The organism is Paenibacillus sp. 453mf (assembly GCF_900116105.1).
In the GTDB taxonomy this organism is placed as follows: Bacteria; Bacillota; Bacilli; order Paenibacillales; family Paenibacillaceae; genus Paenibacillus; species Paenibacillus provencensis.
In genome coordinates this window covers 14,363-27,479 of record NZ_FPAC01000013.1, presented here as the reverse complement: position 1 = coordinate 27,479, position 13,117 = coordinate 14,363, and the positions used below count along the sequence as shown (strand labels likewise).

12 protein-coding genes are annotated in these 13,117 nt (G+C 47.2%); 11 read left to right on the top strand and 1 reads right to left on the bottom strand.

Annotation, left to right across the window (positions count from 1 at the left end; translation table 11 throughout):
- Window positions 1-96: 96 nt before the first annotated feature.
- Window positions 97-612, top strand: coding sequence for a YwhD family protein (locus BM415_RS23745; protein WP_091161818.1), 516 nt, complete (start codon window positions 97-99; stop codon window positions 610-612).
- Window positions 613-743: 131 nt separating this feature from the next.
- On the opposite strand, the gene BM415_RS23740 is transcribed toward BM415_RS23745, so the two are convergent.
- The gene (locus BM415_RS23740; protein ID WP_244533714.1) at window positions 744-2,801 is read right to left on the bottom strand and encodes a transglycosylase domain-containing protein; all 2,058 of its coding nucleotides are present in this window, start codon (window positions 2,799-2,801) and stop codon (window positions 744-746) included.
- Window positions 2,802-2,951: 150 nt separating this feature from the next.
- Between BM415_RS23740 and BM415_RS23735 the strand changes: the two genes are divergently transcribed.
- The 10 genes from BM415_RS23735 to argS all read left to right on the top strand — a co-directional run bounded on the left by BM415_RS23735 (window position 2,952) and on the right by argS (window position 13,114).
- A complete protein-coding gene (locus BM415_RS23735; RefSeq protein WP_091161814.1) occupies window positions 2,952-5,873 on the top strand; it encodes a Na+/H+ antiporter subunit A in 2,922 nt (973 codons plus the stop codon).
- 2 nt (window positions 5,874-5,875) lie between these two features.
- Window positions 5,876-6,214: a Na(+)/H(+) antiporter subunit C gene (locus tag BM415_RS23730; protein ID WP_091161812.1), complete on the top strand. Its 339-nt coding sequence runs from the start codon at window positions 5,876-5,878 to the stop codon at window positions 6,212-6,214.
- Window positions 6,207-7,691: a Na+/H+ antiporter subunit D gene (locus BM415_RS23725; RefSeq protein WP_091161811.1), complete on the top strand. Its 1,485-nt coding sequence runs from the start codon at window positions 6,207-6,209 to the stop codon at window positions 7,689-7,691. The genes BM415_RS23730 and BM415_RS23725 overlap by 8 nt, the downstream gene beginning before the upstream one ends.
- Before the next feature lie 4 nt (window positions 7,692-7,695).
- Window positions 7,696-8,172 (top strand): Na+/H+ antiporter subunit E, encoded by a 477-nt coding sequence (locus BM415_RS23720; protein ID WP_091161809.1) that lies wholly within the window; start codon window positions 7,696-7,698, stop codon window positions 8,170-8,172.
- The gene (locus tag BM415_RS23715; protein ID WP_091161808.1) at window positions 8,172-8,456 is read left to right on the top strand and encodes a Na(+)/H(+) antiporter subunit F1; all 285 of its coding nucleotides are present in this window, start codon (window positions 8,172-8,174) and stop codon (window positions 8,454-8,456) included. The genes BM415_RS23720 and BM415_RS23715 overlap by 1 nt, the downstream gene beginning before the upstream one ends.
- Entirely contained in the window at window positions 8,440-8,868 is a 429-nt protein-coding gene (gene mnhG / locus BM415_RS23710; RefSeq protein ID WP_244533712.1) for a monovalent cation/H(+) antiporter subunit G, read from the top strand. The genes BM415_RS23715 and mnhG overlap by 17 nt, the downstream gene beginning before the upstream one ends.
- 197 nt (window positions 8,869-9,065) lie before the next feature.
- Entirely contained in the window at window positions 9,066-9,893 is an 828-nt protein-coding gene (speE, locus tag BM415_RS23705; protein WP_091161806.1) for a polyamine aminopropyltransferase, read from the top strand.
- A 16-nt stretch (window positions 9,894-9,909) separates the two neighbouring features.
- On the top strand, window positions 9,910-10,779 hold the full coding sequence (speB, locus tag BM415_RS23700; RefSeq protein WP_091161805.1) for an agmatinase: 870 nt from the start codon (window positions 9,910-9,912) through the stop codon (window positions 10,777-10,779).
- A gap of 232 nt (window positions 10,780-11,011) precedes the next feature.
- Window positions 11,012-11,431: a YwiB family protein gene (locus BM415_RS23695; RefSeq protein ID WP_091161803.1), complete on the top strand. Its 420-nt coding sequence runs from the start codon at window positions 11,012-11,014 to the stop codon at window positions 11,429-11,431.
- A gap of 3 nt (window positions 11,432-11,434) precedes the next feature.
- Window positions 11,435-13,114, top strand: a complete 1,680-nt coding sequence (gene argS, locus BM415_RS23690; protein WP_091161802.1) for an arginine--tRNA ligase — start codon at window positions 11,435-11,437, stop codon at window positions 13,112-13,114.
- The last annotated feature ends 3 nt before the right edge of the window (window positions 13,115-13,117 follow it).

Here is a 13,117-nt window from a genome sequence, read left to right as displayed (position 1 = left end):
ATACCTCCCGTTGACAAGCATCTAAGGCATATATATGTTTGCAATGGGACAAATATTAGTTAAAATATTGGTATCAACTTTTGGAGGCCATAATCAATGGAACAAAACGGACAAAGTGGACAAAGCGGCAAGAAACAAATTGCCTTGAATATTGTAAGCAGCAAGAGCAAGCATAAGGGATTCGGTGCAGGATCCATTGATCTGAATAACGTATCTCCTGTCATTATTGATGCTGGAGAGGCAAAGATCGATATTGGTGCGATGCATGCGAAGAGCAAAGTGGAGCGGGGAATCAAATTCTCTGCGGATAAGACAGCTGTGCCGAACGGCCGCCAGGTATGGCTAGTATGGGTGGCAGTGGACCGTACTCCGGAAGGGCAGCTGTATGCAGGCGCAACTGCATGCGAAATGTGGATTGATACGGAAGCGAGACGAGGCTGGAAGATTCTTGCGGATCATGTTAACAAGATGGATTATGCAATGAAGCGTCGGATCATGCTGGATGAGATGGGAGCCGAAGAGAAAGCGGCATTGAAGAAGCTGCTTATGGCTCATAATGAGGACTGGTGGAATGCTTCTCCGGAAGAACTGAAGCAAGCGCTGGATAGCTGACATTGTCGTTCACACAAAAGAAAAGAGCCGCAGAGCTGTAGATCATCAGCTCTGCGGCTCTTTTGTTGTTATATATACCTTTGCCACAGGCACGGAGTCAACTCAGAACGTATGAAGCCTGGGTTCAAAGGTTATTTGGTCCACCAATTTTTAAAGTGATCCCACCAAGAATTATCACGTTCTCTCTCGATATCCTGCTCAGTTGAGTCTTGTTCTGGCTCAGCATAATGCTCAGTACAATATTCCGTCGGCTCCGTGCCGCGAAGGAATACTTCGAGCCTGCGATTTTCACAATAATTACCGGCAAGCTTGCCCGTTGTAGGATCGATATATACACTGGCCACTCCTTCTGGCACAGGAAATACTTTTGGAGGCACATTCTCAAGCGCCTTCTCTGTGTATTCTGCGAAGATAGGAGCAGCCCTGCGGCTCTCTGTAGTCGTAATCTCTTTCCCTTCATCGTAGCCAACCCACACGGCTGTTGCTAATTCAGGCGTATATCCAACCATCCAGGCATCTGAGCTCGTGGTCCCTGTCTTGCCCGCGACAGGCCTTGCGAGCTTGTTAGCTACCCGGTGAGCTGTGCCTCCCGTATCAAATACGCTCTCCAGCAGGTTGGTCATCACATACGCCGATGCCGGATCAACGACCTGTTCGGGAACCTGGTCCGGAACTTTATAGACGATTCGATCAGCTGCATCGGTAATTTTAAGCACGGCGACAGGTGCATTTCGCTGTCCTTCATTGGCAAGCACGCTGTATGCCGAAGCCATTTCAAACACGCTCACAGGCGAGGTGCCGAGGGCAAGCGAAGGTACTCCGCTGAGCGAGCTGGTTATCCCTAATTTATGGGCCATGGCGATGACAGGCTCATATCCGATTTGCATCAGTGTACTTACTGCATAAATATTATCTGAAACGGCAATGGCCCTGCGCATATCAATCCATCCGAGATATTTCTCGCCGAAATTGCTGGGCTCATAGGTCTTCCGGTTATTATCGTAGTGAAACACGGTTGGCTTGCTCTCGAATAGAGAAACACTAGTCAGCTGCTTCGATTCAATGGCCGTTAGATACATGATCGGTTTGAAGGAGGATGCCGGCTGGCGATTACCGGCCAGCGCATGATTATACTGACTGGTCAGATAATTGGTGCCGCCTACCATTGCCTTCACATGCCCATCACGCGGATCAATGGAGACAAGGCCCACTTGAAGTTTGCTCTCCGGGTCCATAATGCTGGCCACCGTTTCTTCAGCCGCTTTTTGCATTCGCATATCAAGGGTCGAGTAAATATTAAGTCCTCCGTGATCCAGGCGCGAGGAATCAATGCCCAGCTCATTAATCACCACATTACGGATATAATCACGGAAATATGGTGCCTCTTCATTTGTTTTCCGTTCACTTTGCGGCTTGATCTCCAGCATTTCATTATATGCCTTGTCAGCCTCGGCCTGTGTAATATTGCCAGTATCAACCATAGCACTGAGAACAATCTTCTGCCGATCCTTTGCTTTCTTCATATTATTATACGGCGAGTAATAAGTGGGTCCTTTGGGAACACCGGCGAGAAGTGCACTTTCTGCGAGCGTAAGATCTGAAGCCGACTTGCCAAAATACAGCTGAGATGCGGCTTCGATTCCATATGCCCCGTGACCATAGTAAATTTCATTAAGATACATTTGAAGAATTTCGTCTTTTGTAAAATTCATTTCAAGCTGGGCTGTATAGACAGCCTCTTTTATTTTTCGCGACCAGGTCTTCTCATGCGTGAGATACAGATTTCTGGCAAGCTGCTGTGTCAGCGTACTTGCGCCTTGTGCCATGCTCATTTCCTTGATGTTCACGAGTATGGCTCTTCCCACGCCGACAATGTCAAAGCCGTGATGCTCATAGAATTTGCGGTCCTCGACTGCAATTGTAGCCTCTTTAAGCTCAGGAGCGATTTGATCCAGCTTCACAGGAGTCGAATCCTTCCCGCTGGAGGAGAATGTGGCGATGACCTCGCCGTTGATATCAAACAGCCTTGAATTTCGGTCATTATCTGCAAGAGGGAGGCTCGTAGCGTATAGATAAATGACAAGCACTGTGGTTAGCACAATGCCCGTGAGCGCCAGGATGCCTAGTACTTTCAGAACCTTTATGGTGCGGCGTGTCTTCTTTTTCGTTGATTCTTTAGATTCTGACAAATGGAGCCCTCCCTTCATTCCAAAAATAACCTCATGTACCAGTATGGGACTAGGTCCTATTCATTATTCATAGCAATAAAGATTCTGTGCATAGCAGATACGGGTAAAGGTTAACATAAACTCTAATTCGTGCTACTAGGGGGTGTACTTGTGTATCTGCTTCATATTTCTATTCTTCTTCCCATTGCAGCAGGGATTGGGATTGCATTTATGAAAGGTTTGTCACACCGTTTTCACCTGGGATGGGCGGTTCTGATCGTACCGTTGATTCTGTTTGCCTATTTTCTGAGCATGATTCCTGATGTGCGGGATTACTCCGTATTCTATGAATCCATTCCGTGGATTCCATCCCTTGGCATTTATTTTACAGTCTATTTAGATGGATTAAGTCTATTGCTGTCACTGCTCATTACAGGGATAGGCACTCTGGTTGTTCTATACTCTGTCTACTATATGGAACGTGGTCAGGCATTGCATCGGTTCTATTTGTATCTGCTCCTGTTTATGGGAGCTATGCTTGGAGTCGTGCTCTCAGACAACATGATGGTGCTATACGGTTTTTGGGAGCTGACGAGTATTGCCTCTTTCCTCTTGATTGCATTTCATCATAGTAAGGAAGAGTCGATCCGCGGTGCACAGAAGTCGTTTCTTGTAACGGTCTTCGGCGGATTTGCGATGCTGACAGGGTTCATTATGCTGTATTTGATCAGCGGCTCATACAGCATAAGAGAAACGATTGAGTCTATCTCCTATATAGACGATCATTCACTCTTTATCCCTGCGCTTATTCTGATTCTGATCGGTGCCTTTACCAAATCCGCACAGTTCCCTTTTCATATTTGGCTGCCGGACGCGATGGAAGCGCCGACGCCAGTGAGTGCATACTTGCATTCAGCCACTATGGTCAAAGCAGGTATTTATATTGTCGCCCGGTATACACCGGTCTTCGGCGGAGAGGCCGTATGGTTCTGGCTTGTCTCCCTTACAGGAATCCTAACGATGGCTTACGGTTCGCTAATTGCAATCAAGAAGACGGATCTCAAAGCCATTCTAGCGTATTCAACCATATCCCAGCTTGGGCTCATCATGTCATTGTTCGGGTTGGGCTCGGCAGCTCTATACTTTGGATACGGGTCGGAATCCTTATTATATACAACAGCAACAACGGCAGGCATATTACATTTGTTCAACCATGCGCTGTTCAAGGGATCGCTATTTATGATGGCAGGGATTGTGGACCATGAGACAGGCACCCGGGATATTAGAAAGCTTGGCGGACTTATGGCAGTCATGCCGGTGACCTTCTCGATTGCTCTGATCGGCACATTCTCCATGGCAGGTCTGCCGCCATTCAACGGATTCGTTAGTAAGGAGATGTTCTTTAAGGCAACGCTTGAAATTACAGAGCTGAATATATTCAATCTCGAAGCCTGGGGATTAATATTTCCCATCCTCGCCTGGATTGCCAGCGTGATGACCTTTATATATTCCCTGGTTATCGTGTTTCGGACATTCCTTGGAACGAACAAAACCGAAATTCCTGTACATAAGCTTCATGAAGCGCCTATAGGAATGTTAATTCCACCCGTTGTTCTTGCACTTATGGTGCTGATTACAGGGGTATATCCGGATCTGTTATCTGGTGGGCTGATCGAACCGGCTATGGCTTCTGTTCTGTCTCCGCTGCTGGCTGAAGGAGAACGTTTCGATGTGCATCTGTATCTATGGCATGGGATTACATCCGAGCTGTGGATGACCTTAGGCGTTGTTATTCTTGGAGGAGTTATCTACAAGTTCCTGCCCAGATGGAAGACTCAATACGAGGAATACATCCCAAGATATACCGTCAACCGATTTTATTCAACTGCTTTCAGAGGACTTCATCGATTTGCGAAGCGATGGACACAGACCTACATGAATGGATCGCTGCGTAACTATTTAATTTACATCTTTGGCTTTATGCTGATCCTGATCTTCTATGCATTCTGGCGTGCCAGCGATATACAGTGGAATTTCAGCGGATATGAATCGTTTATGACTTATGAAAATATTTTGCTCGCGGGATTAATTATTACGGCGTTATGCATTCCGATAGCCAAACACAGGTTATCTGCGGTCATCCTGACAGGGGCCGTGGGTTATCTTGTAACCTTGTTTTTTGTGCTCTTCAGAGCGCCGGATCTGGCGCTGACTCAAATGGTGGTCGAAACGGTGTCGGTTGCACTTTTCCTGCTCTGCTTCTATCACCTTCCTGAACTAACACCCAAATCAAGCAGGAAATATCAGGCTTTAAACCTGGTTATTGCTATAGGTGTAGGTGTCATGGTTACCTTAATCGCCCTGGCAGCAAGCGGAACGCCTCAGCTAGCTTCCATTTCCGAGTTCTTTACGAGGGAGAGCTATAACCTTGCAGGCGGCAAAAACATCGTCAACGTGCTTCTGGTTGATTTCCGCGGCTTTGATACGCTGCTGGAGATTATGGTACTCGGTGTTGCTGCGCTTGCGATCTATTCGATGATCAATCTTAATCTGACGGGCAGAGATCTTGGGTCGAAGCACCAAGCGTTACCGAAGAAGGAAAAGGAAGAGGAGGATCAAGCGAAGGATAAGAGCCTAACGGTCAAGCCAGATAATTGGAACACCGTTCCTTTGCGAAGCAACGATGTATTCTTGCAGATGAGTACAAAGATCATTGTGTTTATCATCCTAGTATTCGCCCTATATCTCTTCTTTGCCGGACATCATCAGCCGGGGGGCGGATTTATCAGTGGACTTGTAACCTCTGCCTCGCTTGTTCTTATGGCGATCGCGTTCAACACGGATACGCTGCGGCGAATACTTCCTGTAGACTACCGCTATGTCATTGCATGGGGTCTTCTTATATCGCTGGCAACCGCTGCTGGATCTTTTCTGTTTGGTGTTCCGTTTATGAGCCAGACATTTGATTATTTTGATATACCGATATTGGGTGAGGTCGAACTTACGACAGCTCTGATCTTTGAGGCAGGAGTATTCATGGCCGTGGTCGGTGTTACGATGACCATCATTTTGCAAATTGGGGAGGACCGATGACTATGGAAATTATAATGAGCGTTACGGTAGGTATTCTATTTGCAGTAGGCGTGTACCTGATACTGTCTCGAAGCTTGCTGAGGCTTGTGCTGGGAATATCCATCCTATCACATGGGGTTCATCTATTGCTCATGACAATGGCTCGTCTGAAGACAGGAGCACCTCCGCTGCTGGGAGAGCATGCCGAGAATTATGTGGACCCTCTTCCACAGGCACTGATCCTGACTTCCATTGTTATTAACTTTGGACTGCTGTCCTTCTTCTTTGTTCTTGCCTATCGTTCGTATCTCAAACTGAAGACCGACGATATGGAGGAAGTAAGGGGGCCGAAATATGAATAATCTTGTGGTTCTGCCGATCTTCATCCCTGTTCTAACAGGGATTCTTCTCATTCTGTTTATGAAGTCGGTAAGAATACAGCGCTGGATCAGCGGGATTAGTACCGTCATCGCTCTTGGCATCGCGATCCTGTTGTTCACGCAAGTATCCGTTTCAGGTCTCCAGCTGCTCAACATGGGGGGATGGGCAGCGCCTTATGGCATTGTGTTTGTAGCTGACACCCTCGCCTCTCTTCTTGTACTCGTAGCCTCCATTATTGCGGTGGCTTGTATATTCTATGCATTCAAAAGTGTCACTCAGGAGAGAGAGAAATACCACTTTTACGTGTTCTTTCAATTTCTGATGGCTGGCGTCAACGGTTCCTTCTTAACCGGAGATCTATTCAATCTATTCGTCTGCTTTGAGCTCATGCTGATTTCTTCCTATGCGCTGCTGGTGCTGGGGAATACGGAAAGGCAGCTGATGGAGTCATTAAAATATGTGCTTATCAATATGGTATCCTCCTCCTTCTTTGTTGTTGGCATTGGTTATCTGTATTCCGTTGTAGGAACCATAAACTTGGCTCATTTATCGGTGAGGGTGGCTGAGGTAGGGCAAGATGGTATTTTGGGAGTTATCGCCGTCCTATTCCTGCTTATTTTCAGCATAAAAGCCGGATTATTCTTGTTCTTTTGGCTATCCGGATCCTATGCTGCTCCGCCGGCTATCGTAACTGCACTGTTTGCAGGCCTTCTGACAAAGGTAGGTTTATACGCCATTGTGCGGATGTTTACGCTTGTGTTCTATCACGATCCCGAGTTTACTCGTCAGATCATTGGCTGGATGGCAGGTGCCACAATGATACTGGGGGTTATCGGAGCGATTGCCTATAAGAATGTAAATAAGATTCTGGTGTACAACGTCGTTGCAGGGGTAGGTTTTGTGGCCTTTGGGATGGCAGCAGATAACAAGCTCGCGCTCGAAGGGCTTATGTTCTATTTATTGCACGACATGATCATCAAAACCCTGTTGTTCTTGCTGGGTGGAGCCTTAATTGCTGCTGCCGGAACGTCAAGTCTTAACAATATGGGCGGGCTCATCCGCAGCTACCCGCTGCTTGGCTGGATGTTCTTTGTGGCCGCGCTTGCCCTGGCTGGTGTGCCTCCGTTAAGCGGATTCCCAGGCAAGCTGATGCTTTTTGAAGGGGGCATTGCTGCCGGGCTGTACGGGTTGACCACGATTGCGGTTATCGCGAGCTTCCTGATGCTGTACTCGCTTCTGCGAATCTTCATCTATGCTTTCTGGGGAAAGGGGCAGACCATCCATTCGGATGAGCCTCATTACTCCATCAACCGGATGCTCATTCCGGCAGGGGGGCTGTTTATTATTGTGATCGGGATGGGGCTGTTTGCAGAGGCACTGTATCCATCCTTTTCGACGGCGGCTCATGTATTGATTGATCCTAGCCTGTATGTCAATAAGGTACTGAAGGGGTGGTGATTGGATGTCCAGGCAGATTATTCTCAATCTACTCATCACTTTGCTCTGGATGATGCTGAATCATTCTTGGAGCGGTGCAAGCTTCTTTGTAGGGTACACGCTTGGTTTATTGATCATTTTTGCATTTCGGCGATTCTTTCCTGAGCCCTTCTATTTAAAAAAACTATGGGCCGCCTTAAAGCTGATCAAGCTGCTTATTGTAGAGCTGTTTCGTTCCTCGTTTGAAGTCATTTCTCATATCGTGAAGCCGAAACTGGACATTTCGCCAGGCACCTTCAAATATGAAACAGACCTTCGCTCCGAATTCGAGATTATGCTGCTGTTTCTGTTCATTTCACTGACGCCAGGCACGATGCCGCTTGAGATTTCCAGAAACAAGAGAACCATTTACATTCATGCGTTCCATATCCCGGACGAAGGGAAGATTGCAGAGGACATTAAGAATACGTTTGAGAAAGCGATCATGGAGGTGACGAGATAATGCTGACCATTGTTCTTAGCATTTCACTGTTGCTGCTGGGTGTCGCCATTCTCGGGTGTCTGTATCGTGTTCTGAAGGGGCCTTCCATGGCCGACCGCATCACGGCACTCGATACGATTGGTATTCACTTGATCGGAAGTGTTGCGGTGCTGTCTATGCTGTTTCATACCCAGGCCTATGTGGATATCATCCTCTTAATTGGTATCCTGGCGTTCATCAGTACTGTAGCCTTTGCCAGGTTTATTGAAAGGGGGCTTGTACTCGAAAATGACGATGATCTTTAGCGTAATCGTTGGTCTCTTGGTCTTGTTTGGAGCAGTTTTGAGTGTGCTGAGCACCTACGGACTCATCCGGCTCCCGGATGTATACCTTCGTGCGCACGCAGCAACAAAAAGTAATACACTTGGTATTTTGTGTATCTTATCCGGCGGATTTTTGTTCTTTATAGTCTATGACGGCTATGTGAGTGCAAGGCTGCTGCTGGGCATTCTGTTTGTCTTTTTGACAGCTCCTGTTGCAGGGCATTTGAATGGTCGCGCTGCCTATCGTACCGATGTTCCGTTATGGAAGGGAAGCACGCTTGATGAACTGGCAAAGGCCCTTAAAGGGAAGAAACGACAGCTCCTCGAGAACGAGGAAATTTCTGTGGATTCACTTGAGCCGGAGCCGAACAGAAATCAGACAAAGCATGAGTGAACTCCCCTGAAAATAACGCAATATAGCAGTATCTTTACAGCGATTTCAGATTTAACGTATAATGCAAAAGTGCATGGGTTTTGTACAACATAGACGGGAAATCCGTAGCTCCTATTCGCTTGTATATGCTGTTGGATAGAAATCCAGGTGAAGGCTGCCGGCTGAACACTTATTCTAATCGAGAGAAGGTAATAACGATGGAATTGTGGTTTACGGAGAAACAAACCAAAAATTTCGGCATTACAATGAAGATTCACGAAACTTATGTGAATGAGAAGACGGAATTTCAAGATCTGGCTATGGTCAAAACCGAGGAGTTTGGCAACATGCTGCTCCTTGACGGTATGGTAATGACGACAGAAAAAGACGAATTCGTATACCATGAGATGGTTGCGCATCCGGTTCTATATACGCATCCTAACCCTAAATATGTTCTTGTGGTTGGCGGTGGTGACGGTGGAGTCATCCGTGAAGTGCTCAAGCATCCTCAAGTGAAAAAGGCGGTTCTGGTTGATATCGACGGCAAAGTAATTGAGTATTCCAAAACCTATTTGCCAAGCATTGCTGGCAAGCTGGAAGATGCCCGTGTCGAAGTGCTCATAGGTGACGGCTTTATGCACATTCACGATCACAAAGATGCTTATGATGTCATTATGGTAGATTCCACGGAGCCGGTAGGCCCTGCAGCCAATCTGTTCACACGCGGCTTCTACCAAGGAATTTACGAGGCATTAAAGGAAGACGGCATCTTTGTTGCTCAGACGGACAACCCTTGGTTTAAGGCTGATCTGATACAGAGCGTGAACAAAGACGTGAAGGAAGTGTTCCCGATCGTTCGTGTATATGGAGCGAATATTCCAACCTACCCAAGCGGTCTGTGGACTTTTACAATGGGAAGCAAGAAGTATGATCCGCTCGAAGTCGACGAGTCTGCGATCCCAGAAATCGATACTAAATATTATACTCCGCGTCTTCACAAGGCAGCGTTTGTGCTGCCAAAATTCGTGGAAGATCTGATTAAATAAGGAGAATTAGCTTAACATGAAAATCGATCAAGCGTACTCTGGAAATGTGTTTATTTGCAGTTCCGAAGATTATGAAAATTCCAAAGCCGTTATCTACGGCATGCCGATGGACTACACTGTCAGCTTCCGCCCAGGTTCACGTTTCGGTCCGGCGCACATTCGCCAGGCTTCCGTAGGACTTGAAGAGTACAGCCCTTACCTTGACAGAAGCATCGTAGATCTGAAATATTTTGATGCAGGAGATTTGCTGCTGCCTTTCGGTAATGCAAGCCGCAGCTTGGATATCATCCGGGAGTATGTCGAAGGTCTCCTGACAGACGGCAAAATCCCGGTTGGTCTTGGTGGAGAGCATCTGGTTACTTGGCCTGTACTTGAAGCAATGTATAAGAAATATCCTGATCTTGCGATTATTCATATCGATGCCCATGCGGATCTTCGTGAGCATTATGAAGGCGAGCCGCTGTCCCACTCTACTCCAATTCGCAAAGCAGCGGAATTGATGGGAGGCAAGAACATTTATCAATTCGGCATCCGCTCCGGTTCAAGAGAAGAGTTTGCCTATGCACGTGAGAATATCAACTTCTATCCATTTGAAGTGGCAGCTCCAATGAAGGAAGCATTGCCGTCTATGGGAAGTCGTCCGGTTTACGTGACGATTGATATCGACGTGCTTGACCCTTCGGCAGCTCCAGGTACAGGAACGGCAGAGGCCGGCGGAATTACGTCCAAGGAACTGCTTGAAGCGGTTCATGCGATTGCGAGATCGAGTGTCAATGTCGTGGGATTTGATGTCGTGGAAGTGGCGCCGATCTATGACCCAACGCAGCAGACGCCAATCGTTGCATCCAAACTGATCCGTGAAATGCTGCTTGGCTTCGTCAAGTAGTCTGTACAATATTACACAAATTGAGGTTTGTGAAGCACCCTTTCATCCCCTGATCGAAGAAGATACGATTAGGGCTGTTGGGGTGCTTTTGTATGCGAGTTATAGTTTTACGGCATCATTTAGATAGACAGGCAGGATTTTGATTTGAACAATAAGACCAAAATCTATAGAATGAACTAAGGAAAGAAGCGAAAGGAACGCTTTTTTAAGGTAGATAGGGGACGATAGAATCATGTCAGGATGGAATCCCGTCAAGGTTCATATTTACAGTATGGCTGACGGCGAGAAGGTTATACAGACATTTACCGGAGAGGCGATCAGGAAAGGCAGCGCCCTCTATGTACGATATGAAGAAGAAGAGCAGGTTCCCGGGGGGAGCAAGACTCGAAATACCATTAAGGTAACGGAACACAGCTTGAAGCTGATTCGCCATGGCGGAGTAGAATCGGAGCAGAATTTTGAGCTGGGTCAAAGGCTGCCCGGCTTCTATAAATCACCCTATACTTCGTTTGCTTTGTCTACAGATACGAAGAAGCTTGAGATCAGCACGGCAGGAATGTCGGCCAAGCTTGCTTTTCGCTATGATCTATATATGTTTGAAGAGAAATCAGGACATTTTGATATCAGTATGGAAATACAGGAGGAACTTTAATTCATGACACGCAATCCACTAGAGCTTATAAATGAGCAAGTTACTGCAGCAATTAAAGAAGCTGTAATATCAGCAGGTATTGTGGCTGAGGACGAGATACCGGCTATCGTGCTGGAAGTGCCGAAGGATAAGAGTCACGGGGATCTTGCAACGAATGCTGCGATGCAGCTGACTCGTATTGCCAAAAAAAATCCGCGCATGATTGCTGAACAAATCATCAACCACCTCGATTTATCGAAGGCCGGCATTGAGTCTGCTGAGATTGCAGGTCCGGGCTTTATTAATTTCCGACTCAGCAAGAGCTATCTGTATCCTGTAATTGAACTCATTCACGAGCAGGGTGATGACTACGGACGTGTGAACATGGGCGAAGGGCGCAAAATCCAGATGGAGTTCGTCAGCGCGAACCCGACCGGAAGCCTTCATCTTGGACATGCCCGGGGAGCTGCTGTTGGGGATGCACTATGCAATGTGCTTGATTTTGCAGGATATGAAGTCACGCGTGAGTACTATATTAATGATGCCGGCAATCAAGTGTTTAATCTGAGCAAATCCATTGAGGCTCGTTATCTTCAGGAGCTGGGACAAGAAGTGGAGATGCCGGAGGATGGTTATCATGGCGAGGATATTCGCGGCTTTGCCAAAGAATTGGTTGCCGAAAAAGGAAACTCCCTGCTTGACCTGAATCCTGGTGACCGTGCAGCGTTCTTTAGAGATTATGGTCTTGAGAAAGAGCTCAATAAGATCAAGCGAGACCTTGGACGCTTCCGCGTTGAATTTGACAACTGGTTCAGCGAAACATCACTTTATGATAACGGTGCGGTACTGAACGCGCTTGACGAGCTGCGGGAAAGGGAAGAGATCTTCGAGAAGGACGGGGCAACTTGGCTGAACACTTCGAAATATGGCGACGATAAAGACCGTGTTCTCATTAAAAATGACGGCACATATACCTATCTGACGCCGGATATTGCTTATCATCGCGATAAGTATGCTCGCGGCTACGATACGATGATCAATATTTGGGGTGCAGACCACCACGGTTACATTCCAAGAATGAAGGCAGCCATGGAGGCGCTCGGTAACGATCCGGACAAGCTGGTTGTTCTCATTGCCCAAATGGTTAGCTTGTTCCAAAACGGCGAGAAGGTGAAGATGTCCAAACGTACGGGTAAAGCCATTACGATGGAAGACCTGATGGACGAAGTTGGCGTGGACGCTATTCGGTACTTCTTCACCATGCGCAGCATGGATTCCCATCTTGATTTTGATATGGATCTTGCCATCTCTACGAGTAACGAGAACCCGGTGTTCTACGTACAGTATGCTCATGCCCGGGTATGCAGTGTATACCGTCAGGCCGAAGAGCAGGGGATTGTCATCTATCCTGTACGAGATGTGAACCTGTCCAAGCTGACAGCGGAACATGAATATGACATTTTGCGCAAGCTGGGCGAGTTCCCTGAAGAGGTTGCAGCAGCCGCGAATGGATATGCTCCGCACCGTATTATCCGTTATGTGTATGAGCTGTCGGCATTGTTCCACAGCTACTATAAAGCAGAGCGCGTCATTACCGATGATGCGGAGCAGACTCAAGCGAGACTGGCTCTTCTTGGCGCTGTTCGCATTGTCATTGCTACCAGCCTTCGACTTGTAGGTGTGAGCGCACCAGAAAAAATGTAACTT